The sequence below is a fragment of the Haloplanus natans DSM 17983 genome (assembly GCF_000427685.1).
Lineage (GTDB): Archaea > Halobacteriota > Halobacteria > Halobacteriales > Haloferacaceae > Haloplanus > Haloplanus natans.
In genome coordinates this window covers 72,801-94,095 of sequence record NZ_KE386573.1, presented here as the reverse complement: position 1 = coordinate 94,095, position 21,295 = coordinate 72,801, and the positions used below count along the sequence as shown (strand labels likewise).

The following is a 21,295-nucleotide window of genomic DNA, read 5'->3' as shown; positions in this document are numbered from 1 at the left end:
TACCGTATCATACGGATTATTGTAACTGCTCACTGGTGGATCGCCAGCCCGTCCCGGCGATCCACCGGTAATGACTTACAATAAACCGTATCAGTCCGCGGGGGTCGCCGTTTCGGCGTCGCCGTCGGTCGACGGCCGACCGATGCGCTGGCGAAGCGCCGGGATCACGGTCCGGTCGGCGGCGAGGGGGCCACTGCCGGTGATCAGCAGGGCGGAGGTGAGTCCGAACAGGGTGACGTGGGCAAGCACCGGATCGTCGGGGAGCCCAAAGAGGGTGGTCGTGAGGATGACGAAGCCGGCGCCGGCGGCGCTCCGGGTGAACGTGCCGGTCAGGATGAGGACGCCGACGGTGAGTTCGCCCAGGCCCGCGGCGAACACCCACATCTCGGGAGAGAGGGGGGCGACGGCCGTAAGGTCGTATTTCGCGACCACTTGGAGCGCCCGGCCGGGGTCGAGCCACTTCTCGGTGACGCCGAGGTAGGCGAAGTTGAGCCCGAGGAAAACGCGGATGACGAGGCCGGCGGCCGGCTTCTCGATGCCGAGGCCGGAGAGCAGGTCGCCGACAGTCGTCAGGCCCCGGAAGCGGCTCATGATCGTGCCGTCGGTGAGGATCAGCCGCCGGAACAGGAGGTCGGCGCTCGGCTGACCGGGGCCGACGACGAGAATGCCGAGAAAGCCGGCGACGTACTCCAGACTGAGCAGGAGCGTCGGGAAGTGAGTGGCGAGGCCGACGGCGTAGGTGAGCAGGCCGGCGAGCGCCGCCAACCGCGTCGCCAGGCCGAACAGGAGCAGGAAGGCGAGGGTGATCTGGACGAGACGGGCCTCGACGGTCACGACGGGCGAGAAGAAGTAGCCGCCGAAGCCGGCACCCATCAGCGGCAGGCCGGTCGCGAGCCGCAGCAGCCAGCCCAGATACGGCTGATAGGAGCGGAGCGCCTGCCGTGTCACCGTCACGTCCGCGACGCCGTCGCCGTACCGGAGCCATCCGAGCGTCGCGACGGTGACGCCGGCCCCACCGGCGACGAGGAGGGCGACGTTGAGCGGCTGGGAGAAGACAGCCGCGAAGAACTCGGCGACACTGGGCCCCGATCCGCCGGGGTCGGTCACGTAGTCGACGTGTGCAGCCGCCGGGCGGGCGGCGAGCGCGACGCTCACGAGCGTGCCGGCCAGAGCGCGGCGCGTCCAGTCGAGACTCATCGTTCCTGAACAAATGGGACGAGAGTGATAAAAACTGGTTTCGGTGCAGTTACAGCCCAACATTCGCCGCGAGCGGCCACGTCTCGCTCGCGAACGCGAGGAGAGCGAGCGCGGCACCGAGCAGCGCGACGTTTTTCAGGAAGTTGTTGAACTCGCCCTGTCGCTGCTCCTCGGGCGCGTTCCAGAAGTCGTGCATCGTCGGCGTGGCGGCGACGAGGAAGACGGCGATGGCGCCCGCGGCGACCGTCGGATACACGCCGAGAGCGATGCCCAGGCCGCCGGCGATCAACATTCCACCGGACACCGGGACGCCGAGCGACGCCATCGGGATGCCCTTCGCCTGCGCGTAGCCGATCATCCCCTCCGCGTCGAGGAAGTGGTTCAGGCCGGTGAAGGCGAACACCGCGCCGAAGAGGGCGCGCGCGAGCAGAAAGGCGAGGCCCGCGCCGGCGGTGTCGAACGCCATCAGAGGGCCTCCGTGACTGCGGTGGGTGCGAGCGATACGTCGTGAGTCGATGGGTCGATCATCGTACACCCCGTACGCCGCCCGCAAATATATACGTTATCTGACATTGGTGTCACCGGGTGTCGTCGGTGTCACCGGGTCGGTCGGTATCACGGTAACATTTCGACACCTGATTCCGAACGAAACTGCTAACCCGGCGGGCGACGTTGGGCCGGTATGGCCATCGGAACGGGAGACGACGCCGAGACGTGTTACGTCATCGACTCGCTCGAACAGATCGGTTCCCAGTGGCGGCTGGCGGTGTTGCACGACCTTCAGGAGGGCGAAAAGCGGTTCAACGAACTCAAACGCTCGACGGGCGCGAGTTCGCGGACGCTCTCACGGGTCGTCGACGACCTGCAGGAGATGGGCTTCGTCGACCGACGCCTCGAGGAGGACGCGCCGGTAGCGACATACTACTCCCTGACCGACAAGGGGGAGTCGCTCTGCCCGGTGTTCGACGCCATCGGCGACTGGGCGAAAGAGTGGATCGCGGAGGAGTCGACGGCGTAGTACGTCCGAGACGGAAGCTAGTTACCCCGGTTGACCCACACGAGCATCGGACCGGCGAACACCAGCATGAACCCGACGAGGGCGACGAGCGCCCAGACGCCGTTCAAGGCGCCGGCGGTACTCGCCGTCGCCTCCCCGGTCGCCTGCCCGGTCGCCGGATCGCTCAACAGGAGCAACGCCTTGTCCTGGGGCATCACCGCCGGGTAGGTTCGATCCGGGGAGACGGAGAAAAACCGGATGAGATCCGGCTTCGTGGTCGCCGGCACCGACATCGTCCGGCCGTACCACCCGACGATGACCGCGATGATCCCGAGGAGCGTCAGGTCGAGCGGGGACGTACTGTCACTATTTATCAGGCGGGATCGCATGCGCACAAGCTACGGTCCGGACGCACATATACTCCCGGCTGAGCGCGATGCGACATACTTAGCCGGCCGCGGCCCAATCCACGTCCATGACCCACCTCCTCGTCCGTGCGGCCCGCGGTGAGCGGACCGAGCGGCCGCCCGTCTGGCTGATGCGTCAGGCCGGCCGACACATCCCCGAATACCGCGAGATACGCGCCGACTACACGTTTCGCGAAGCCATCGAGACGCCGGAGGTTGCCGAGCGCATCACCCTCCTTCCGTGGGACCTGTACGAACCCGACGGAGTCGTGATGTTCTCCGATATCCTCACCGTGCTTGAACCGCTCGGCTTCGACTACCACATCGAGAGCGGCGTCGGTCCTGTGGTCGAGAACCCGGTCGACGGCCCCGGCGACGCCGAACGCCCCCGCGGCGACGTGGCGACCGACCTCGAGTTCGTCGGTGCCCTCCTCGACAGACTCGTCGACCGCGTCGGATCGGAGACGGCCGTCATCGGCTTCGCCGGCGGCCCATTCACCCTCGCGTCCTACGTCGTCGCAGGTGGGTCCTCCCGCAATCACGGCCCCGTTCGTCGCTTCCGCGCCCGCCACCCCGAGGCCTTCCGAACCCTCCTCGGCGAGTTCGCCGACGTGGTGCGCGAGTATCTGGAGTATCAGGCCGCCCACGGCGCCGACGTGGTCCAGCTGTTCGACACCTACGCGGGCGTCCTCTCACCCGCCGACTACCGCGAGTTCGTCCTCCCGCTCCACCGCGAAATCCTGTCCGACCTCTCGGTCCCATCCATCGTCTTCGTGCGCAACATGGGCGGCCGCCTCGACAGCCTGCAGGCGACGGGGGCGGACGTGGTGAGCCTCGACTGGACCGTCGACATGGCCGCGGCACGGGCCGAACTCGGCGACCAGCCGGTGCAGGGCAACCTCGACCCGCAGTATCTGTTCGGGTCACCCGAGTTCGTCCGCGAGGAGACGAAAAAAGTCGTCGACGCCGCCGGGCCGGCGGGCCACATCCTCAACCTCGGCCACGGCGTCAACCGCGACACGCCCGTCGAGTCGGTGAAAGCGTTCGTCGAGACGGCGAAGTCGATCAGCCGGTAGCTTCGGCGGGGGCCGCGGCGTCGGCGTCCGCACCGTCGCCCGCGAACCGCTCGGCCAGCCGGTCCGCTTCGCGAATCCGTGCCGGAACGCCCATGCGGCCCGCGTAGTTCGAGGCCAGCGTGATCCCGTCGGGGAGATTCACGTCCGCCATCGCCGTCCACGACCCGTCGTAGGCGGGGATGCCCCGCGGGTGGCGGGTGACGTTCAACACCTCCGCGGACGCGCCCATCACCATCTCGAACTCCTCGGTCGCTATCCGGCCGAGTTCGCGCTCGGAGCGGTCGACGAGCCCCGGGTTCTCCATGCCCCCGAGAAAGCAGGTGTAGACGCCGTCGCGGTCGAACAGGCTGGCGTTCCAGGTCACGCCGAGGGTGCGGAGCGGTTCGTCGTGGCGCACCTGATAGCCGTAGCCGTCCGGGTCGGCCGCGGAGTAGACGTGAACGTACGCGAGCGGGTTGTAGTAGAGACGGCGGAGCGCGCGGGCGCTGTCGGCGTCCACGTCGGCCAGCAAGCCGGCGGCCACGTCCGCCCGCGCCGTGACGACCACGTGGTCGACGAGTCGGTCCCGGGCGGCCGTCTCCAGCCGGTAACCCGACCCTTCGGGGACGATTCGATCGACTCCCGTCTCCAGTTCGATCCGGTCGGCGTTGTGTTCGTAGAGCGCACGCGGGAGTTGGGCCATGCCCTCGTCGAACGAGATGGGTGGTTGGCGCTCCGTGCCCTCAAGCCGACGATTGACCGCCGCCCGGATCAGACTGCCCGACCGCTCCATCTTCTTGATCGTCTGCAAGGCGTACTCGCCCGGCATCTCCGCCGGGTCGGAGCCGTAGATACCGCCGAACAGCGGTTCGACGAGGTTCCGGTACGCCTCGGGGCCGAACTTCCGGACGAAGTAGTCGGCGGCCGTCTCGCCGTCGCGGGCCCCCGCGGTCAGCGGCTCCGCGAGCAGGCGGAGCTTCCCCCGCACCGAGAGCAGGTCGGTCGAGAGGAACTCCTCGACCGAGAAGGGCACCCGTCGGAGGCGGCCGTCGACGTAGACGTACAGCGGCAGGTCGGTGTCGGCGGTTCGGAGGGCCGATCCCAGCCCGCAGTCGTCGATCAGCGCCTCGATCTCCGGTGTCAGCCGGGTGCGCTGGGGGCCGTGTTCGAGGACGCGGCCGTCGACCCGTTCGGACCTGATGACGCCGCCGGGGTCGGACGACGCCTCGAAGGCGACGGCGTCGACCCCACGCTTCCCGAGGTAGTGAGAGAGCGCGAGGCCCGTGATGCCGGCGCCGACGATGCCGACCGTCATTCGTCGTGGTGGGCGGCGTTCAGACACATCGTTCCCGGTGTATCCCGGCACAGACACTGCTGGAGGCCGGCGTAGGAGGGGTCGTAGCCCGCGACGAACGGCTCCACGAGGTCCGCGAGCGCGCCGGCAAAGCGTGCGTCGTCGTAGGGGATGGGAACGCGGTAGAACTCCAGTCCCGCCGCCTCGGCCTCCTCCCGGAGTTCCACGTCGAGTTCCGAGAGCGTCTCGCTCTGTTCGTGCATGAAGCTCACCGGTTCGACGACGACCCGATCGGCCTCGATGGTCTCGATGACCTCCTCCACGTCGGGTTCGGTCCACTCCACGTCGCGGTTCTCGTGGTTCTGGTAGCCGAGCGCGTAGTCCGGCGCGTCGAGCGCCGCGGCGACGACGCCACAGAACTCCTCGACGTACTGCTCGTACCGACTCCCCTCGTCGAGGTAGTACTGGGGCGTACCGTGCGCGGAGAAGATGAGTTTCGTGCCGTCGCCGAGCGTGAGGTCGTTCTCGTCGAGGAACTCGCGGATGTTGTCGATGCGGAGGCGGGTGTACGCCGGATGTTTGTGCCAGCCCGTCAGGCCGTCGACGGGAACGTCCCATCCGACCTCGTCGAGGGCCGCGTCGAGTTCGTCCAGCGACTGGACGTTGGTCGACGGGCCACAGAGCGGGTAGATCGGCAGGCCGACCAAGTGGTCGACGCCGTCTTCACGGGCTTGCCCCACCGCGTCCGTGATGAACGGCTCGGTGTACTGCATCCCGTAGTAGGTGTTTACGTCGTAGCCGCGACGCTCCAGTTCGTCGGCGAGCATCGTCGCCTGCGTGGTGGCGTGGTCGTACAGCGGCGACCCGCCGATCGCCTCGTACTCCTCCATGAGGCCGGGGGCACGGCGCTTGGCGAGTTCCTGTGACCGCGCTCGCGCCTCCGCCTCGGTTGTCTCCTCGCCCTCGATGTCCATGTTGGCGAAGAAGATGCGTTCGAGGTAGTCGACGACGACGTCACGATCCGGCTCCGGCGGCTCGCCGAAGTTGAGTAACACGATTCCGGTGGTCATGCGTCGCCCTTAGGGACAGGTCGGTACAAAACCTGTCGATCGGTGCGGGATGGTGGGTATCGGCACGGGGAGTTACGCGACGAAGCGATGGAGCGCACCCGTCGATCCCGCGACCCCGCCCCGCTGGCTCGACAGGACGTAGAGGCGGCCGTCCGGGTCGCGACCGAACGCGCGGACGAACGATCCGACCGACTCGCCGCGGATCGGGAGCGTCGAAATCGGCCAGAGGCCGTCGTCGACGGGGTCGGCCAGAAACAGCCGCCCGTCGGCCCGCCAGTCGGCGAAGACGTACCGGCCGTCGAACGCCTCGATGGGGCCGTCGTAGCGGTAGCCGCCGACGACGGCGATACCCGTCGCAGTCGGGTCGTCCTCCACGCCCGGATGAGGGTACTCGATCACCGGGTCCAGCAACTGACCGCCGGCGAGCGTGTGGCTCGGACAGCCCGCGGGGCCCTCGGCCGGCGCCGACGGGTCGAAACAGCTCGTCCCCTCGTGGACGTTCCAGCCGTAGTTCCCGCCGCGTTCGACGCGGCTCACCTCCTCGTACCGCACCTGCCCCACGTCCGCGACGAGGAGGGCATCCCCGTCGACCGAGAACCGCCAGGGGTTGCGGAATCCCCACGCCCACTGCTCGTCGAGGCCGTCCGCGCCGACGAGCGGATTGTCGTCGGGGACGGCGTAGCCGCCGTCCCCCTCGGGATCGCCGCCTCCCCGAGGCGCCCGGGTCGGCTCGCCGTCCACGTCGAGTCGCAGGATACTCCCCAGCAGATTCTCCGTGAGATCCTGCCCGTTGCCGCCGCGGACCCGCTCGTACCAGTCCTCGGCGTGGCCACGCCCCACGTCGCCGCCGCCGCCGCCGTCGCCGACGCCGACGAAAAGGGAGCCCTCGGGGTCGAACGCGAGCGACCCCGCGTTGTGGTTGGGCTGGGGCTGGGGAATCTCCAGAACGATCCGCTCGGTTTCGGCGGCGGCGCGGTCGGCGGCCGGATCGACGGCGAACTCGGAGAGGACGAACGTGTGTGAGTAGCCGGGTGGCGTCGACGAGCGCACGGGCGCGCTGTACCGGACGAACAGGCGGCCGTTGGACGCGAAGTCGGGGTGTGGGGCGAGGCCGAGGAGCCCCCGCTCGTCGGGCCCGGATCGGAGGTCGACGACGCGCTCCGAGAGGTCGAGAACGGGCCCGTCGGGGCGGTCCGTCGCGTACACCTGCCCCGGCTGGTCGCCGACGAACGCGCGGTCGATGCCCGTCGGAAAGGCCACGTCGGTCGGGGCGGTGAAGCCGTCGGCGACGGGGTCGGCGCCGACGCTGGCGCGGTCGGGAGCGGCCGTGGGCGTCACCGCCTCCGTCGGCGTCCGCGTCGCACCCGGCCCGCTCTTGTCGCCTCCACAGCCGGCGAGTCCGGCGAGGACCCCGCCGGCTGCCAGTCGGAGGAAGCGTCGGCGACCGGTGGTCGTCCGCCGCCCCGCGCCGTCCCCGTGAAGTTCCCGTGTCACGACCCCGCATACGAAGGGTGGCAAGTAGAGCGTTTGGATCGTCTCGTCGACGCCCCCGAACACCCCCGTAGGCATACATTTCTCCGGTTTGAACCGGTTCAAAACCCGACGAAATGCGGATTCTGATCGGACGCTCGAACCGGATTCAACGGCGCACAGACGGACGGTATGGTACCGATACCTATTCCGGATGACGACGAATGATGAGGTATGAGCTCCGGTTCGAAAACCGATCAGCGGGGAGCCGACACCGACGCCGGACCGACTGTCGCTTCGGCGAGTGAGGCCATCGAGCGCCAGCTTACCGAGGCACTCGACGCGTCGCAGTCGCCTGAGACGCGCTTTCACCTCAGACAGGCGCTCCAACTCGTCAAGGCACTCGAGGAGTGAGTGCCGGGCGGTCGGGCTACGGGTGCCGTGGAGTCGTTCGGACACCTGAGTGCGGTCCGGCGGTCGAGCCGTTGCCAGGGGCGGACCAAACGCGACTTAGTAATCGTTATACGCCGGGTGGACTAGATTCGACGTATGCAACGACGCGCTGCAGCCATCTACGTCGCGTTCTTTATCGTGCTCGGCGCGGCGTCGTACTCGGTGATCGCGACGGCCACGGCGCCGACGATCGGGTTCGAGAATCCCGATCACAGGCTCGCAGAAGGGGACCAGTTCTCGGTCGATAACCGCCAGTACACCGTCTCGTCGATTTCCGCCGAGACGTCCGGCGGCGGCGGCCACGGCGGTGCCCCGAGCGTCACCCGCTCCGGGGAGCTCTCCTGGACCAACGACTCGGCTCGGTACACACAGACATGGGAGCACAACGCGACCATCACGTATCAAGACGAGGAGTACCGCGTCCTCGTCGAAGACGCGGACGACCCCACCTCGTTCCAGCTGGTCGAGGAGATCAACCGGAGCGCCGTCCTGCAGGCGGACACGGCCGTCAACGACGAGACGGTGACGGTGAACGGCACGGAGTACGTCGTCCGCGAGGCGGGCGACAACCGGACGCTGATCCCCGCAAGCGAGTATTTCCCGACGCCGTCCACGACACAGTACGCGGAAGACGACACCCTCCAGTTCCAGGGGAACGCGACGACCGTCGCCGACGTGACGGGCGAGGGCGCGACCCTGGCGTGGACCGCGCCGCGGACCAACACCGTCAGCGTGAGCAACGAGGCGAACGTGACGGTGAACGGGCAACAGTACTTCGCGTACTTCCCCGATAACAGCACGCTCGTCCTCGAGAGCGACTACAACGTCTACCAGGAACAGGTGAACGAAATCGACAGCTACCGCGACCACGTCAACGGTCTCTGGGGCGTCTCGATCGTCAGTTTCAGCACGGCGATCATGCTGCTCGGGATGGCGTACCTGCCCTCGCGGTACTGAGCGGAACTCTCGGGCGGCACGTCCGGCGACCCGGCAAACCGCCCGGAATCTTTTCTCCGGCCGTCCTCCCGTCGAAGATGAGAGTCCGGGGCGACCCGAAAGGGTGGGCGTCTACGAGGACTCGGCTGGGGCCACCCCGTCGCGGAGCGAGCGACGGCGGCTCGGTTGCCCGTCCAGTAACGGCGCCTCTCCGACGCCGATAGCGGGGGAGCGCGACGGTCACGCGCGTTCGAGTACAACTGCGCGGAGAACCGCGCGGGGACGCTCAAACTGACCGCTCGGGGCTACCGCTGGGGAGGGTCGGCGGGCGATATGCGAAACCGCGGTCTCGAGGGCAGCCGATCCGACCGTCCCGTTCGACCGTACGAGCGGTGGCTACGCTTCCAGCGCGGCGACGTGAACGGTGACGAGTATATCCGCATCGAACCGACGGCCTTCGGCGACGCCGAGGAGAATTAGCCGCCTCGGACGGGGATTTTCGCCAGTTCGACGCGGCGTTCGATAGTCTCGACTGCGCCGTCGTCGCCGGGATAGACGAGCGCGACCACCTCAACGGAACGCGGCGTCGATCCGGCGGGGATGGACCACTCGCCGGTGATGGCCCGCCGCTCGCCGGGTTCGAGGCGGTCGGTACTCGTGCGCCCGCTCACGGTCCGACCGTCGTCGAGATGGATGGTGAGGAGTTGGAACTCGTAATCAGTGTCGCCGGAATTGGTGACCTCGACGGTAAGCGTGAGGGGCCAGCGGTCGCCACTGACCTCCCGCAGGACGGCCGAGGCGAGCGTCTCGGATCGGTCGGTCTCCGGGAGGAGGTCGTCGCCGACGGCGACACTCGGCGTGGCCGTCGTGGTCGCAGTCGACCCCGTGTCGGGGTCCTCCCCGCCGCCGAACTGCTGGTCGAGCAGGCCGAGGAAGGTGATCGCCTCGACGAGGATCGGGATGCCGATACCGAACCCCACCAGCAGGCGGATCAGCGTCCGCTTCGAGAGGCCGCCTGGCGTGTCGTCGCCGTCGTCGGGTGTGTCGGTCACGAATAGGGAGGTTAGACGGGGATCGGCGGGCTACCCGGTGCGAACAGGCCGTCGGCGAGCAGCGCCGACAGCGGCAGCCCGTAGGCGAGCACGATCAGCACGACGGCGATGGCCGTCCAGAGCTTCAGGTTGTCGAGAATCTTCGGGCTGTGTTCGGGGCCGGAGAGTGGTGTTGGGATCGTCCCGTTGACCCGGAGGGAGTCGCTGCCGCTGCCGGCGAGCCACGTGCCGAAGATGACGACGAGGAAGAGCACGAGCCCCACGAAGAGGATCGTGCCGCCGATGGCGATTTGGAGACGCATCTCGCTGATCCCGCCGACGACACCCTGGAACGTCACGGCGTCGTACTGGGGTTCGGCGGTCCGGCGCGGGACGCCCGCGAGGCCGGCCCGGTGCATCGCGTTCGACATCAGCGTCATGCCGATGAACCAGACGTATGGCTGGACGGTCGCGAGCGAGCGAAAGCGCAGGCGGTTGCCGGTGATCTGTGGGAACAGCCAGTAGCCGGCGGCCATGAACGTCAGGGCCGAGGCGGTGCCGACGGTGAGGTGGAAGTGACCCGGCACCCACAGCGTGTTGTGGACGAGGTAGTTGATGTTCATGCCCGCGTTGATCATGCCGGAGAAGCCGCCGGCGGCGAACATGAGGCCGGCGAGCACGCAGCCGGCGAAGGCGGGTTCGTCCCAGGGGAGCGAGCGGAGCCAGCCGAGACGCCCTTCACCGCCGCGCTGTCGCGCGCCGTGTTCGATGCTGGCGACGACGGTGAAGGCGGTGAGTAAGCTGGGCAACAGGAGGAACATCGTGTTCGTCATCGCGATGAATTTGAAGCCCTCGGGGATGCCGGGGTCGGTGTACTGGTGGTGGAAGCCGACCGGCGTCGAAAGCAGGAGAAAGAGGACGAAGACGACGCGGGCGAGCGGGTCGCTGAACAGGCGGCCACCGGAGAGCTTCGGCAGAACGGTGTACCAGATGAAGTAGGCCGGCATGAGCCAGAAGTAGACGACCGGGTGGCCGAAGTACCAGAACAGCGTCCGGGTGAGCAGGGGGTCGACGCTCTCGATCAGGCCGAGCGACCACGGCAGGAGGAACACGAGGACCTCCACCGCGACGCCGGCCGAGGAGATATACCACATCAGCATGGTCGTGAGGACCATGAACGTCTGCAGCGGGATGCGCCGGTCGGGGTTGTCACCGCGCCACTGCCAGTAGGTACGGAACCAGTCGAAGCCGGCGAGCCACGACCCGACGATAAACAGCACGAGCCCGATGTAAAAAAGCGGGTGTGCCTGCATCGGGGCGTAGAACGTATAGAGCACGTCGGCCTTCAGCGGCATCTGGGGGACCAGACCCCCGAGGATGGTGACGGCCGCGAGGACGGCGCCCACGAGCATCAGCACGAACCACGACATCGTGAAGCGTGGACTCGGGAGCGGCCGGTCGAGACTCCGGGTGACGCCCCAGGTGAACAGGCCCGCGAGGGCGAACGTGGTGAACACCAGGGCGAGCAGGACGCCGTGACCCGTAAGCACCGTGTAGTAATCGGCGGAGCTCACGAAGCCGCGGAAGATGCCCGTCCGGTGGAGCGCCTGAATCATCCCGAAGAGGCCGCCGACCCCGAGCGCGAGGAAGGCGACCCCCATATTCCAGCGAACGATGCGTGCGTCGGTCGGAAAGTCGTCGACGTATGCCATGCTAGTTACCTCCGTCGTACTCGTCTTCGGGGACGACGACGAGCTGTCCGGCCATCGTGTGGTGGCCGGCGCCACAGTACTCGTGACAGACGATACCGTACTGTGCTGGCTCGTCGAATCGGACCGTGATTTCGCTGACCTGTCCGGGGACCACCATCACGTTGACGTTGGTGCCGGCGACCTCGAAGCCGTGGACCACGTCGGCGCTGGTGATGTAGAACGTTACCTTCGAGTTCGCCGGGACGCGGATCGGCGAGGTAGTGCCCGGCTGGAAGAGGAACTGCCGGGCGACCACGTGCACCTCGTACTGGTTCTCGCCGGTCCGTGTCACGCCGGGGTCGGCGAACTCGGTCTCGCCGAGCGATCCGGGATCGACCGTCCCGCCGGAGTCGTCGACCATCTTCACACCCGGGCCGAGCGCACCGTAGGTCACGGTGGCGATAAGCCCGACGATGAGTAGCAGTGCAGCGGCAGTCCAGATCTTCTCGTATCGGTGAATTTCCATGTGCGTGCCCTCCTATCCGATCACCGTCGGTCCGCCGCCGAGGAACTCGACGAAGTACATGAACACCCACAGCAGGCTGATGAGACCGACGTAAATAGCGATGAGCGTCGCAGTGCCGTACGGATCGAAGTCGTCGTGGCCGAGTTCGCGGACGACCCCCGACTCGAACACCGACTCGGCCGGCGTCCGTTCGGCGACGGATTTGACGGCGCCCGCCGTTCCGCCGCCGGTCGTGAACTCGTCGTAGTTGATGAACACCCACGCGGTGACGCCGAGGACGACGGCCAGCGCCGCCGCGACGGCGCCGCCGACCAGCCGGAACGCGAGCGTGAGAGCGGGCGAACTCCCGGCACCACCGGCTTCACCACCGCCGGCAGGGGTCTCACCACCACCACCGCCGCCCCCGGACGGTGCCGCGCCGACGACGATGGCGCCTTTCATCCCGAGCGCGAGGTGGGGCTGACAGTAGTACTTGTAGACGCCTTCGGTTTCGAACGTGTGTTCGTAGGTGAACCCGGAGTTCTCTATCGTCTCGTGGCCGCTCCAGCCGGCGCCGGACGGCTGTTCCTGAATCAGGACGTTGTGGGTGTCGGAGACCCACTCGAACGTGACTGTCGTGCCGGGATCGATCCGAACGGCGGCGGGCCCGAACGCGTACGGGCCGCCGTTGCCCTCGGCGCCGACGTCGACCGTCACCGAATCCCGGCCGGTCCGGTCGACGGTGCCGTCGAAGTTCCCCGTCTCGCCGCCGGTGGCGTTCCCGAACCAGTCGCCGTAGTCGGCGGCGACGCCGCCACTGCTGCTGCCGCCACCACCACCGCCACCGACGACGATGGCGCCTTTCATCCCGAGCGCGAGGTGTGGCTGACAGTAGTACTTGTAGATGCCTTCGGTCTCGAAGGTGTGTTCGTGGCTGAATCCGGAGTTTTCGATGGCCTCGACGCCGCCCCAGCTAGCGCCGGACGGCTGGCTCTCGATCAGGATGTTGTGGGTGTTCGACACCCACTCGAAGGTTATCGTCGTACCGGGATCGACGCGGACGGCAGCCGGACCGAACGCGTACGGCCCGCCGTTGCCCTCGGCGCCGACGTCGACCGTCACCGAGTCCTGACCGGTCCGGTCGACGGTGCCGTCGAAGTTCCCCGTCTCGCCGCCGGTGGCGTTCCCGAACCAGCCGCCGTAGTCGACGCCGCCCTGGGCGGCGGCGGTGCCGGCGACGCCCGTTCCGGCGACGCCGGCGGCGACGGTCCCCGCAGCCGTCCGGAGTGCCGCCCGTCGAGTGAGCGTCCGTGGCCCACCGTCGGGGTCCCGGTTCATCGTCGTCGCCTCCCGACGTGGGGTCCATCCCACGTCCCGACGAGTCGTTCACTGCCGTCGTCTACCACCATACGTGCCACCTCACCACCTTGCACATATAATACGAACCGGCGATTTTCGCTTCGCTGGAATGGCGGAGGTAGTTATTAGGACGACTCCCCGAGAATCCCAGTATGATTTCCGTACACCAGGTGCCGGTCGTCGGACTGCTCGCACTGCTGCCTGTCGCGGCGTACGCGTTCTCGATCAGCACCGTCGTCGCCGTCGCGCTGGTCAACGTCGTTCTCATCGCGGCGAGCGTGTACGTTATGTTCCTGCCCAGCGAGTCGACGGTCAAGGCCGCCTCCGCGTAGGCTATGCTGTCACTCGCCGGCGTGTCGAGCGTACTCCCCGCCGTACAGGGTGACGTTGGGCTGCTCGTCTTCCTCGCGATCGGGGTGCTCGGCGGCGCCCACTGTCTCGGAATGTGTGGGCCGCTCGTGACGCTGTACGCGAACCGGATGGGTGCCGACGCCGACCGCGTGCGCCCCATCGACGTTCGCCAGCATCTCCTCTTCAACGCCGGACGGACCGCCAGTTACGCGCTCATCGGCGGACTGATGGGGGCGCTCGGCGCCGTCCTCTTCGACGCCGCGGCCGTCGCCGCCGTCGCGACCGACGTGCGCGCCATCACGGGCATCGTGGCCGGCGGTTTCATCGTCCTCACCGGCGCGGGCTACGTCGTCCGGGGCTCGGTCGGACACGGCGGCTCGCTCCCGGTCGTCGGGGACGCGTTCGCACGGCTCTACGGCGCGGTCACGGCCCGCGTCGATCGGTGGGTCGGCGGCCCACGAATCGCCGCACTCGGCGCACTCCACGGCTTCTTGCCCTGTCCGTTGCTCTACCCCGCCTTCCTCTATGCGTTCGCCGTCGGCTCCCCGCTTCGCGGGGCGCTGTCGCTCGCCGTTCTCGGTATCGGCACCGTGCCGACGCTGCTCGCTTACGGTACCGTCTTCCAATCGCTCGATACGGGAACGCGGGTCGGGCTCCACCGGGTCCTCGGCGTCGCCTTCGTCGTCCTCGGCTACCTGCCGCTGGCGCACGGGCTGATGCTCGTCGGCATCCACATCCCCCACCCGATGATCCCCGTCTACCAACCGCTCGGATGATGTCCTGTACGCTCTGTGACCTGCCGACGCCCGATCCGCCGGTCACGGACGAGGCCGTCGACGGGCGTTTCTGCTGTCGGGGCTGTCTGGAGGTGGCACGGGCCCTCGACGCCGACGACGCGTCGGCTGCCGCGGAGGTGGACGGCCCCGGCGACGTGCGGGCGGCCCTCGGCGCCGACGACGCGTCGGCCGCCGCCGAGACGGGGGACACCGAGGCGGCCTTCGTCGCCGTCAACGGGATGCACTGTGCGACCTGTGAGGCGTTTCTCGAAGCGCGGGCGACGGACGACGAGGGCGTCGTCGAGGCGGAGGCGTCGTACCCCTCGAACCTGGTTCGACTCGTCTACGACCCGGACCGCCTCGACGAGGCCGACCTCCCCTCGATTCTGGACGGCGCGGGCTACCGCGCCCGCCCCGTCGATGCCGACGGGGAGGACGACACCACCGAGACGATCGGTCGCCTGATCATCGGCGGCTTCTTCGGCATGATGACGATGGCGTGGTACGTCCTCTTTCTCTACCCGACCTACCTCGGCCTCGACGTGAGCCTCCTCGACGTGACGGGTATCGCGGGGACGTATCTCCTCTGGAACGTCTGGCTGATGACGAGTATCGTCCTCGGGTACACCGGCTACCCCATCCTCCGGGGGGCATACGTCAGCCTCCGGGCCGGCAGGCCGAACATGGACCTCCTGGTCGCGCTGGCGGCCGGCACCGCCTACGTCTACTCCACGGCGACGATCCTTCTCGGCGGGACGGAGGTCTACTTCGACATCACGACGGTGGTCGTCATCGTCGTGACGCTCGGCGGCTACTACGAGACGCGCCTGAAAGCGCGCGCGGCGGGGCGACTGACCGAACTCACCGAGAGCCGGGTCGAGGTGGCCCGACGGCGGACGAACGAGGGCGAGGAGACAGTCGCCGTCGAGGACGTGGCCGCGGGCGACGAACTCGTCGTCGGCACGGGCGACCGCGTGCCCGTCGACGGCACGGTGATCGAGGGGACTGCCGCGGTCGACGAGTCGCTCGTGACCGGCGAGTCGGTGCCCGTCCGGCGGGAGGTCGGTGACGAGGTGATCGGCGGCGGCCTCGTCGCCGAGGGCGGGTTCGTGATCGAAGCCGACGACGCCGCGACGAGTACGCTCGACCGCCTCGTCACCCACCTCTGGAACGTCCGGAGTTCGCGCTCGGGCGTCCAGCGCCTCGCCGACCGCATCGCGGCGGTGTTCGTCCCCGTCGTCGTCCTGCTGGCCGTGGCGGCCTTCGCCGTCCACCTCGCCCTCGGGGCGGCGCCGACGACGGCGTTTCTGACCGGGCTGACCGTCCTCGTCGTCTCCTGTCCCTGTGCGCTGGGGCTGGCGACGCCGCTCGCCGTCGCCGCGGGCGTCCGCGAGGCGCTCGATTCGGGAGTCGTCATCACCGACGGCGACGTGTTCGAGCGCGCGACCGAGGCCGACATCGTCGCCTTCGACAAGACGGGGACGCTGACGACGGGCGAGATGCGACTGTACGACGCGGTCGGTGACAGCGAGGAGCCACACTCCTCGAAGCGCCGGACGCAGTCCGCCGAAAGCGACGCCATCGCCCGCGCCGCCGCCGTCGAGACGTTCGCGGATCACCCGATGGGGACGGCGGTGACCGACGCGGTCGATATCCCCGACTTCGCCGTCGACGACTTCGAGCACCACCCCGGACGGGGCGTGAGCGGCCGTATCGCCGGCGACCGCGTAACCGTCGGCCGCGCCGATCTGTTCCAGAACTGTGAAATTCCCGACGCCTACCGCGAGCGCTACGACCGCGCCGTCGACGCCGGGCGTATCGCCGCCTACGTCGGCTGGGACGGCAGGGTCCGGGGAGTGCTCGTCGCCGGCGACGAACCCCGTCCGGAGTGGGAGTCGGTCGTCTCGGCCGTCGCGGCGGCGGTGGATCGCGTGGTCGTCATCACGGGCGACGGGGAGCCGGCGGCCGCCCGCTTCCGCGACCATCCCGACGTGGACGACACCTTCGCCGGCGTGCCTCCCGAGGCGAAAGCCGAGGTGATCGATCGACTCCGCGCGGAGGGGACGACGGTGATGGTCGGCGACGGGAGCAACGACGCCCCCGCGCTGGCGGCCGCCGACCTGGGCATCTCGCTTTCGAGCGGCACCCGCCTCGCCGCCGACGCCGCCGACGCCGTCGTCACGACGGACGACCTGACGACCGTTCCGGCCGTGTTCGACCTGACCGCGGCGACGAAGCGCCGTCTCCACGAGAACCTCGGGTGGGCGTTCCTCTACAACGTCCTCGCCGTGCCGGCGGCCGCACTCGGCGTTCTCAATCCCCTCGTCGCGGCCGTCGCGATGGCGACGAGCAGCCTGCTGGTGGTCGGGAACTCGGCGCGGGGGCTGGGGACGGGGGAGCGTGACGCGGAGTCGTCGCCCACGACGGCGTCATCCCCGGACGGGACGCCGGAGCCGGCTGCGACGGTCGCCGACGGTGGGTCCGAGGCGCGTTAAAAGGCGTGTGGGTCGTCCTCGTATCCACAGAGTTCGTCGTAGAGATCGGTTCGGCGGTCCCGCGGGATGACGTTGTGGTCGTTCCAGGTCTTCATCTTGCGGGCGTCCATGAGGTTACAGTCCTCCACGAGGAGCAGTTCCTCGTCCTCCTGACTCGCGGGACCGGCGATGGGGTTGCCCGCGGGGTCGACGACGAGGCTGCGGCCGAGGAAGGGCTGGCCCCGTTCGGTGCCGACGCGGTCGGCACAGGCGAACCACACCGTGTTGACGTGGGCGTTCGACACCGCGAGGTAGTTCGCGCGGGCGAGTTCGTCCTCGTCCATCCGTCCCGACTGCTCGTACTCGTTGATCGGCACCCAGTTGGTCGGTTCGGCGATGATGTCGGCGCCCTTGCCCGCTTGAATCCGGGTCAGTTCGGGGAACCACTGGTCGTAACAGATCTGCATGCCGATCCGACCGATCTTCGTCTCGAACACCGCTACCTCGTCGCCGGGTTCGAACCAGAGTTTCTCCTCGTTCCAGAGGTGGACCTTCCGGTGCGTGCCGACGTACCCGTCGGGGCCGACGAGAATCGAGGAGTTGTACAGCAGGTCGCCGTCCCGTTCGGAGTAGCCGCCGACGATGTAGGCGCCGTACTCCTCGGCGAGGTCGATCCATCGCTGTGCCGTCTTCCCCTCGGGGATGGGCTCGGCGAGCGACCGCGCCTCCTCGCGGGAGTTGAACACGTAGCCCGAGTTGGCGAGTTCGGGGAGGACGATGAAATCCGCGCCGCGTTCGGCGGCGTCCTCGATGAACTCACAGGATTTCTCGCGGTTCCCCTCCAAGTCGCCGACTCGGGTCGTCACACGAGCGAGCACGCCGCGGAATCACGCTGATCCCGCAGGGACGGGAGATATTCCCGGATCTGACCGTCGACGAGAATCTGCAGATGGGGACGTACGCGGCCGGTGATCGGACGCCGCTGGACCGCGAACGCGTGTATGAGTACTTCCCCATTCTGGAGGAGCGACTCGAACAGAAAGGTGGGACGCTCAGTGGCGGCCAACAGCAGATGCTGGCAATCGCTCGCGGCCTCGTGACCAATCCCGAACTCATCCTTCTCGACGAACCGTCCGAAGGAATCCAGCCGTCCATCGTCGAACAGATCGGCGAAATCCTTCCCGAGATCCACCGCAACGAGGACGTACCGGTCATCGTCGTCGAGCAGAACATCGAACTCGTGTTCGCCGTGGCGGATCGGGGCTACATCATCGAGAACGGTCGCATCGTCGAGGAAGGCGACGTAGAACGGTTACAAAACGACGGCCTCATCAGGAAACACATCGGTATCTGACCGTCACTCAAACGCCCGCTTTCGTCTTACACACCCTTTTGCATCGCCCGTTCGAGAACCACGTATGGTCCCATCCGTCGCCACCCACCGCGCTCGGTCCGCCGCCGCGCGCACCGGCTCCGCCGTCCGCGCCGCCGCCTTCTGGAGCGCCGTTGCCCTCCCGTTCGCAGTCATCGGCTTGCTGGCACTCAATGTCCCGCTCACGTGGATCGGGGTCCTCCTCGCCTGCAACGCCGCGGCGCTCGTCGTCGGTCACGGCTACGCGTCCGACCGCGTGAATCGCGGGCGCTGACGGTGGGGACGGACACCACCGCTTCGGCCCGGGAACATCCGACAGTATAAGACGGGCGGGCGGCAATCGGCGACCGAATGCGGGTGACGCTACTGGGGACGGGTGATACGACGGGCACGCCGACGGTCGGCTGTGACTGCGACACCTGCGAACGCGCCCGCGAACTGGGCGTCGAGCGCTCGCGTTTCTCGGTCCACGTCGAGAACGGGCGGACCGGCGAGTCGCTACTGATCGATCTGAGCCCCGACTTCCGTTACCAGTTTCTCACACACGACGTGTCGCTCCCGGACGCCGCGCTGGTGACCCACATCCACTTCGACCACCTCGACGGCCTCGGCAACGCCTACCGCCTGTTCGACGACCTGCCCGTCCACGCGGCCAACGAGGTGGACCCCGTAACCGGGGAGAGCGTCGCCGACACCATCCGCCGGAAATACGACTATCTCGACCGCGTGAGCGTCCGCGACCACACGCCGAGCGAGTGGTTTCGCACCTGCGGGCTGGACGTGCGTCTCGTCCCCGTCGACCACCCCCCGCTCCTGTGTTATGGCGTCGTCGTCGAGGACCCCGAGACGGGCGCGAAATGCTCGCTCACCGGCGATACGAGCTACGGGATTCCCGGGGACTCGCGGGCAGCACTGTCCGACCCCGACCTCCTGCTCGCGGACGGTATCGTCCCCGCGTCGTCGGCGGTACACCACCCACTCGGCGGGAAACACCACGATTCCGACGGCGTCCCGCGGACCTTCGGGACGAAACACATGACCCGCGAGGGGGCGTTAGATCTGGCCGCCGAACTGGGTGCCGACTGGACGCGGCTTGTCCATCTCGCCCACTACTACCCGGCCGACGAGGCGTTCGAAGAGCCACTGGCCGTCGACGGCGAGCAGTACGATCTGTAAGTATAATGGGCCCCGACCTCACACACCCACCATGACCGTCGCCTCGACGCTCGGCCGCGGCGCCGCCAGCGGCCTCGCGGGCGCGTTCGCCTGGGTCGCCGCCTCGGTGCTCTTCCTCGGCACGCCCGACCCCCAGCGAGCGGCCGTCGCCGGCCTCGCACTCGCCGCCCTCGTTGCGGCCGTGACGGCCGTCGCCCGCCTCACCTGAACCGATCCAGCCCGGCCTGTCGCCGCGCCACCCCCGCCGGCTCCGCGACCCACGGCGTCCGCGCGTCGCGCAACGCCTCGCGGTCGACCGTCGGCGGGTCGGCGGGGTCGACGGCCGGACACGACTCGCCGCAGTCGCTCGCGGGGTCGACGACGCGCTCGAAGGCGGCGCAGTACGGCCGGCCGTCGTCGGTCGGGCACATCGACGCACAGCCCGGAAACTCGCGAGGACGCCACCCTTTGCCGTAGGCGCGCTCGGCGACGGCGCGGCGTTTGCGTGCCTTCGCGTCCGGCGAGACGACGGCCACGTCCGTCCGGAGCGGTCGGTCGGCGAGGGGTTCGATCCCCGGCGCGGCCGGATCGAGCGGCGTCGGGTCCCGGATCACGGTGAGGTCGGCGGCGTCGCCGCCCCGAGGCGTCTCCGAGGCCTCGCCAAACCGCCAGACGCCCACCGCGTCGGGAATACGGTTCAGATGCGCGCCGGTCACGTAGCTCTCGGTGGCGAGGACGACGGTGTCGAAGAGGCCGAGCGAGGCGTCGCGGCGCAACTGGCGTTCGAGGTCGCCGGGGCGGCCGAGGTCGGGTTTGTTCTCGATGCCGACGAGGCGGCCGATCCAGTCGGGGTAGCGCGCCGTCGCGCGGACGTGCCGGCGACTCCCACGGTGTTCGGCCTCGAAGTAGCCCACGTCGACGGCGCGGTCGGCGACGCTCCGGGCGTGGTCGGGCGAGCAGTCGAACGCCGAAGCGGGGTCGACGGCGCGGCCCGGTCCCACGTCGCTCTCGACGGCACGAGGCGGGATGGTCTCGCTCGTGATCGCGGCCCGGCGGTCGAACTCGGGGCCGGGGACGACCGCACAGACATCGACGATGCGGGCGCCGGGGTCGGCGACCGACGCGCCGATCTGGCGGCCGAGCACCCAGTCTCGGGTGCGTTCGAGGTGGGCACACAGCGCGAGTTCGAAGGCGTACTCCGACCCCGCGTGCTCGTCGGCGTTCATGATGTGGCGGAGTCGGGACGGCGGTGACGGGCGGTCATCGGAGGTGTCGTAACCGTTTGCCGGTACGGCGCCGACACGTCACGGCGGCTGACCGGTGAATAGTGACGATAAACCGTCTCAGTCGTCGACGACGACTTCGACGGGTTCGTCGCCGTCGTCGCTCTCGTCGAAGTCGTCGGCGCCGCCGCGCTCCTGCCAGAGCAGGACGCCGGCGACGAGGACGACGATCCACGACCGCCAGTTCGCCAGATTCAGCGTGTAGCCGATGCCGAAGGGTTTCTCGACGATCATCCCCTCACCGGGCTTCCAGTGCGCGGAGAGCAGGCGCCCGAGGCTCGGACGTTCGAAGTTGTACGGGATGCCGAGAATCGATCCTGACTGCGGCTTGTCTGCCATAGCCGAGTCGTACGGTTCCCCGGGATAAATCGTTTCGGCTCGACGCCGAGCGGGAACAGGGTTATTGTCGACGGCGGCCG

25 protein-coding genes are annotated in these 21,295 nt (G+C 68.4%); 12 read left to right on the top strand and 13 right to left on the bottom strand.

The annotated features are described in order from the left end of the window. Positions 1-90 precede the first annotated feature (90 nt). On the bottom strand, positions 91-1,197 hold the full coding sequence (locus tag HALNA_RS02780) for a DoxX family protein (protein WP_049934872.1): 1,107 nt from the start codon (positions 1,195-1,197) through the stop codon (positions 91-93). Between the two features lie 49 nt (positions 1,198-1,246). Beyond that, positions 1,247-1,663 (bottom strand): DoxX family protein, encoded by a 417-nt coding sequence (locus HALNA_RS02775; protein WP_049934871.1) that lies wholly within the window; start codon positions 1,661-1,663, stop codon positions 1,247-1,249. Between the two features lie 216 nt (positions 1,664-1,879). Between HALNA_RS02775 and HALNA_RS02770 the strand changes: the two genes are divergently transcribed. Then, the gene (locus HALNA_RS02770) at positions 1,880-2,215 is read left to right on the top strand and encodes a winged helix-turn-helix transcriptional regulator (RefSeq protein WP_049934870.1); all 336 of its coding nucleotides are present in this window, start codon (positions 1,880-1,882) and stop codon (positions 2,213-2,215) included. 17 nt (positions 2,216-2,232) lie between these two features. On the opposite strand, the gene HALNA_RS02765 is transcribed toward HALNA_RS02770, so the two are convergent. Further along, positions 2,233-2,583: a hypothetical protein gene (locus HALNA_RS02765; protein ID WP_049934869.1), complete on the bottom strand. Its 351-nt coding sequence runs from the start codon at positions 2,581-2,583 to the stop codon at positions 2,233-2,235. Between the two features lie 86 nt (positions 2,584-2,669). Here HALNA_RS02765 and hemE point away from each other — a divergent pair, with 86 nt between their 5' ends. Further along, positions 2,670-3,677 carry a uroporphyrinogen decarboxylase gene (hemE, locus tag HALNA_RS02760; RefSeq protein WP_049934868.1) on the top strand — a complete coding sequence of 336 codons (1,008 nt, stop codon included), beginning with the start codon at positions 2,670-2,672 and terminating at the stop codon, positions 3,675-3,677. Here hemE and hemG read toward each other — a convergent pair. The 3 genes from hemG to HALNA_RS02745 form a co-directional block, all read right to left on the bottom strand. After that, positions 3,667-4,971 carry a protoporphyrinogen oxidase gene (hemG, locus tag HALNA_RS02755; protein ID WP_049934867.1) on the bottom strand — a complete coding sequence of 435 codons (1,305 nt, stop codon included), beginning with the start codon at positions 4,969-4,971 and terminating at the stop codon, positions 3,667-3,669. The genes hemE and hemG overlap by 11 nt on opposite strands. Continuing rightward, a complete protein-coding gene (hemH, locus tag HALNA_RS02750; RefSeq protein ID WP_049934866.1) occupies positions 4,968-6,020 on the bottom strand; it encodes a ferrochelatase in 1,053 nt (350 codons plus the stop codon). The genes hemG and hemH overlap by 4 nt, the downstream gene beginning before the upstream one ends. Positions 6,021-6,092: 72 nt before the next feature. Further along, the gene (locus tag HALNA_RS02745) at positions 6,093-7,589 is read right to left on the bottom strand and encodes a PQQ-dependent sugar dehydrogenase (RefSeq protein WP_084509872.1); all 1,497 of its coding nucleotides are present in this window, start codon (positions 7,587-7,589) and stop codon (positions 6,093-6,095) included. 135 nt (positions 7,590-7,724) lie between these two features. On the opposite strand from HALNA_RS02745, the gene HALNA_RS02740 reads away from it, so the two are divergent. The 3 genes from HALNA_RS02740 to HALNA_RS19755 all read left to right on the top strand — a co-directional run bounded on the left by HALNA_RS02740 (position 7,725) and on the right by HALNA_RS19755 (position 9,359). Next, positions 7,725-7,904 (top strand): hypothetical protein, encoded by a 180-nt coding sequence (locus HALNA_RS02740; RefSeq protein ID WP_049934865.1) that lies wholly within the window; start codon positions 7,725-7,727, stop codon positions 7,902-7,904. 135 nt (positions 7,905-8,039) lie between these two features. Next, on the top strand, positions 8,040-8,900 hold the full coding sequence (locus HALNA_RS02735) for a hypothetical protein (RefSeq protein WP_049934864.1): 861 nt from the start codon (positions 8,040-8,042) through the stop codon (positions 8,898-8,900). Between the two features lie 312 nt (positions 8,901-9,212). Then, positions 9,213-9,359, top strand: coding sequence for a hypothetical protein (locus HALNA_RS19755; RefSeq protein ID WP_157573428.1), 147 nt, complete (start codon positions 9,213-9,215; stop codon positions 9,357-9,359). Here HALNA_RS19755 and HALNA_RS02730 read toward each other — a convergent pair. From HALNA_RS02730 to HALNA_RS02715, 4 genes are read right to left on the bottom strand one after another with little or no spacing between them, the layout of a single operon-like run. Beyond that, positions 9,356-9,931 (bottom strand): hypothetical protein, encoded by a 576-nt coding sequence (locus tag HALNA_RS02730; RefSeq protein WP_049934863.1) that lies wholly within the window; start codon positions 9,929-9,931, stop codon positions 9,356-9,358. The genes HALNA_RS19755 and HALNA_RS02730 overlap by 4 nt on opposite strands. A gap of 11 nt (positions 9,932-9,942) precedes the next feature. Continuing rightward, the gene (locus HALNA_RS02725) at positions 9,943-11,622 is read right to left on the bottom strand and encodes a b(o/a)3-type cytochrome-c oxidase subunit 1 (RefSeq protein ID WP_049934862.1); all 1,680 of its coding nucleotides are present in this window, start codon (positions 11,620-11,622) and stop codon (positions 9,943-9,945) included. A 1-nt stretch (position 11,623) separates the two neighbouring features. Continuing rightward, positions 11,624-12,127 carry a cytochrome c oxidase subunit II gene (locus HALNA_RS02720; RefSeq protein ID WP_049934861.1) on the bottom strand — a complete coding sequence of 168 codons (504 nt, stop codon included), beginning with the start codon at positions 12,125-12,127 and terminating at the stop codon, positions 11,624-11,626. A 12-nt stretch (positions 12,128-12,139) separates the two neighbouring features. Further along, complete coding sequence (locus tag HALNA_RS02715) at positions 12,140-13,444, bottom strand: halocyanin domain-containing protein (protein WP_049934860.1); 1,305 nt, start codon at positions 13,442-13,444, stop codon at positions 12,140-12,142. A 173-nt stretch (positions 13,445-13,617) separates the two neighbouring features. Between HALNA_RS02715 and HALNA_RS02710 the strand changes: the two genes are divergently transcribed. The 3 genes from HALNA_RS02710 to HALNA_RS02700 are packed head-to-tail and all read left to right on the top strand — an operon-like array spanning position 13,618 to position 17,087. After that, the gene (locus HALNA_RS02710; RefSeq protein WP_049934859.1) at positions 13,618-13,797 is read left to right on the top strand and encodes a hypothetical protein; all 180 of its coding nucleotides are present in this window, start codon (positions 13,618-13,620) and stop codon (positions 13,795-13,797) included. 3 nt (positions 13,798-13,800) lie between these two features. Beyond that, positions 13,801-14,592: a sulfite exporter TauE/SafE family protein gene (locus tag HALNA_RS02705; protein WP_084509871.1), complete on the top strand. Its 792-nt coding sequence runs from the start codon at positions 13,801-13,803 to the stop codon at positions 14,590-14,592. Further along, positions 14,589-17,087, top strand: a complete 2,499-nt coding sequence (locus tag HALNA_RS02700) for a heavy metal translocating P-type ATPase (protein ID WP_049934858.1) — start codon at positions 14,589-14,591, stop codon at positions 17,085-17,087. Before HALNA_RS02705 ends, HALNA_RS02700 begins: the two co-directional genes overlap by 4 nt. Here the strand turns inward: HALNA_RS02700 and HALNA_RS02695 are convergent. Further along, entirely contained in the window at positions 17,084-17,932 is an 849-nt protein-coding gene (locus HALNA_RS02695; protein ID WP_157573427.1) for a nitrilase family protein, read from the bottom strand. The two genes, HALNA_RS02700 and HALNA_RS02695, sit on opposite strands and share 4 nt — an antisense overlap. Between HALNA_RS02695 and HALNA_RS02690 the strand changes: the two genes are divergently transcribed. From HALNA_RS02690 to HALNA_RS19750, 4 genes are all read left to right on the top strand, one after another. Next, positions 17,890-18,420, top strand: a complete 531-nt coding sequence (locus tag HALNA_RS02690; protein WP_084509870.1) for an ATP-binding cassette domain-containing protein — start codon at positions 17,890-17,892, stop codon at positions 18,418-18,420. The two genes, HALNA_RS02695 and HALNA_RS02690, sit on opposite strands and share 43 nt — an antisense overlap. Before the next feature lie 64 nt (positions 18,421-18,484). After that, entirely contained in the window at positions 18,485-18,712 is a 228-nt protein-coding gene (locus HALNA_RS02685) for a hypothetical protein (protein WP_049934855.1), read from the top strand. A 77-nt stretch (positions 18,713-18,789) separates the two neighbouring features. After that, positions 18,790-19,614, top strand: coding sequence for an MBL fold metallo-hydrolase (locus tag HALNA_RS02680; protein WP_049934854.1), 825 nt, complete (start codon positions 18,790-18,792; stop codon positions 19,612-19,614). A gap of 31 nt (positions 19,615-19,645) precedes the next feature. After that, positions 19,646-19,822 carry a hypothetical protein gene (locus HALNA_RS19750; protein WP_157573426.1) on the top strand — a complete coding sequence of 59 codons (177 nt, stop codon included), beginning with the start codon at positions 19,646-19,648 and terminating at the stop codon, positions 19,820-19,822. Here HALNA_RS19750 and HALNA_RS02675 read toward each other — a convergent pair. Further along, positions 19,815-20,819: a DUF5787 family protein gene (locus HALNA_RS02675; RefSeq protein ID WP_049934853.1), complete on the bottom strand. Its 1,005-nt coding sequence runs from the start codon at positions 20,817-20,819 to the stop codon at positions 19,815-19,817. The genes HALNA_RS19750 and HALNA_RS02675 overlap by 8 nt on opposite strands. Before the next feature lie 117 nt (positions 20,820-20,936). Beyond that, positions 20,937-21,215: a DUF5808 domain-containing protein gene (locus HALNA_RS02670; RefSeq protein WP_049934852.1), complete on the bottom strand. Its 279-nt coding sequence runs from the start codon at positions 21,213-21,215 to the stop codon at positions 20,937-20,939. Positions 21,216-21,295: the final 80 nt, after the last annotated feature.

Bases quoted from the DNA above. Each gene is read 5' to 3' on its own strand.
- HALNA_RS02780 (WP_049934872.1), bottom strand. From the start codon at position 1,197: ATGAGTCTCGACTGGACGCGCCGCGCTCTGGCCGGCACGCTCGTGAGC.
- HALNA_RS02775 (WP_049934871.1), bottom strand. From the start codon at position 1,663: ATGGCGTTCGACACCGCCGGCGCGGGCCTCGCCTTTCTGCTCGCGCGC.
- HALNA_RS02770 (WP_049934870.1), top strand. From the start codon at position 1,880: ATGGCCATCGGAACGGGAGACGACGCCGAGACGTGTTACGTCATCGAC.
- HALNA_RS02765 (WP_049934869.1), bottom strand. From the start codon at position 2,583: ATGCGATCCCGCCTGATAAATAGTGACAGTACGTCCCCGCTCGACCTG.
- hemE (WP_049934868.1), top strand. From the start codon at position 2,670: ATGACCCACCTCCTCGTCCGTGCGGCCCGCGGTGAGCGGACCGAGCGG.
- hemG (WP_049934867.1), bottom strand. From the start codon at position 4,971: ATGACGGTCGGCATCGTCGGCGCCGGCATCACGGGCCTCGCGCTCTCT.
- hemH (WP_049934866.1), bottom strand. From the start codon at position 6,020: ATGACCACCGGAATCGTGTTACTCAACTTCGGCGAGCCGCCGGAGCCG.
- HALNA_RS02745 (WP_084509872.1), bottom strand. From the start codon at position 7,589: ATGCCTACGGGGGTGTTCGGGGGCGTCGACGAGACGATCCAAACGCTC.
- HALNA_RS02740 (WP_049934865.1), top strand. From the start codon at position 7,725: ATGAGCTCCGGTTCGAAAACCGATCAGCGGGGAGCCGACACCGACGCC.
- HALNA_RS02735 (WP_049934864.1), top strand. From the start codon at position 8,040: ATGCAACGACGCGCTGCAGCCATCTACGTCGCGTTCTTTATCGTGCTC.
- HALNA_RS19755 (WP_157573428.1), top strand. From the start codon at position 9,213: ATGCGAAACCGCGGTCTCGAGGGCAGCCGATCCGACCGTCCCGTTCGA.
- HALNA_RS02725 (WP_049934862.1), bottom strand. From the start codon at position 11,622: ATGGCATACGTCGACGACTTTCCGACCGACGCACGCATCGTTCGCTGG.
- HALNA_RS02720 (WP_049934861.1), bottom strand. From the start codon at position 12,127: ATGGAAATTCACCGATACGAGAAGATCTGGACTGCCGCTGCACTGCTA.
- HALNA_RS02715 (WP_049934860.1), bottom strand. From the start codon at position 13,444: ATGAACCGGGACCCCGACGGTGGGCCACGGACGCTCACTCGACGGGCG.
- HALNA_RS02710 (WP_049934859.1), top strand. From the start codon at position 13,618: ATGATTTCCGTACACCAGGTGCCGGTCGTCGGACTGCTCGCACTGCTG.
- HALNA_RS02705 (WP_084509871.1), top strand. From the start codon at position 13,801: ATGCTGTCACTCGCCGGCGTGTCGAGCGTACTCCCCGCCGTACAGGGT.
- HALNA_RS02700 (WP_049934858.1), top strand. From the start codon at position 14,589: ATGATGTCCTGTACGCTCTGTGACCTGCCGACGCCCGATCCGCCGGTC.
- HALNA_RS02685 (WP_049934855.1), top strand. From the start codon at position 18,485: ATGGTCCCATCCGTCGCCACCCACCGCGCTCGGTCCGCCGCCGCGCGC.
- HALNA_RS02680 (WP_049934854.1), top strand. From the start codon at position 18,790: ATGCGGGTGACGCTACTGGGGACGGGTGATACGACGGGCACGCCGACG.
- HALNA_RS19750 (WP_157573426.1), top strand. From the start codon at position 19,646: ATGACCGTCGCCTCGACGCTCGGCCGCGGCGCCGCCAGCGGCCTCGCG.
- HALNA_RS02675 (WP_049934853.1), bottom strand. From the start codon at position 20,819: ATGAACGCCGACGAGCACGCGGGGTCGGAGTACGCCTTCGAACTCGCG.
- HALNA_RS02670 (WP_049934852.1), bottom strand. From the start codon at position 21,215: ATGGCAGACAAGCCGCAGTCAGGATCGATTCTCGGCATCCCGTACAAC.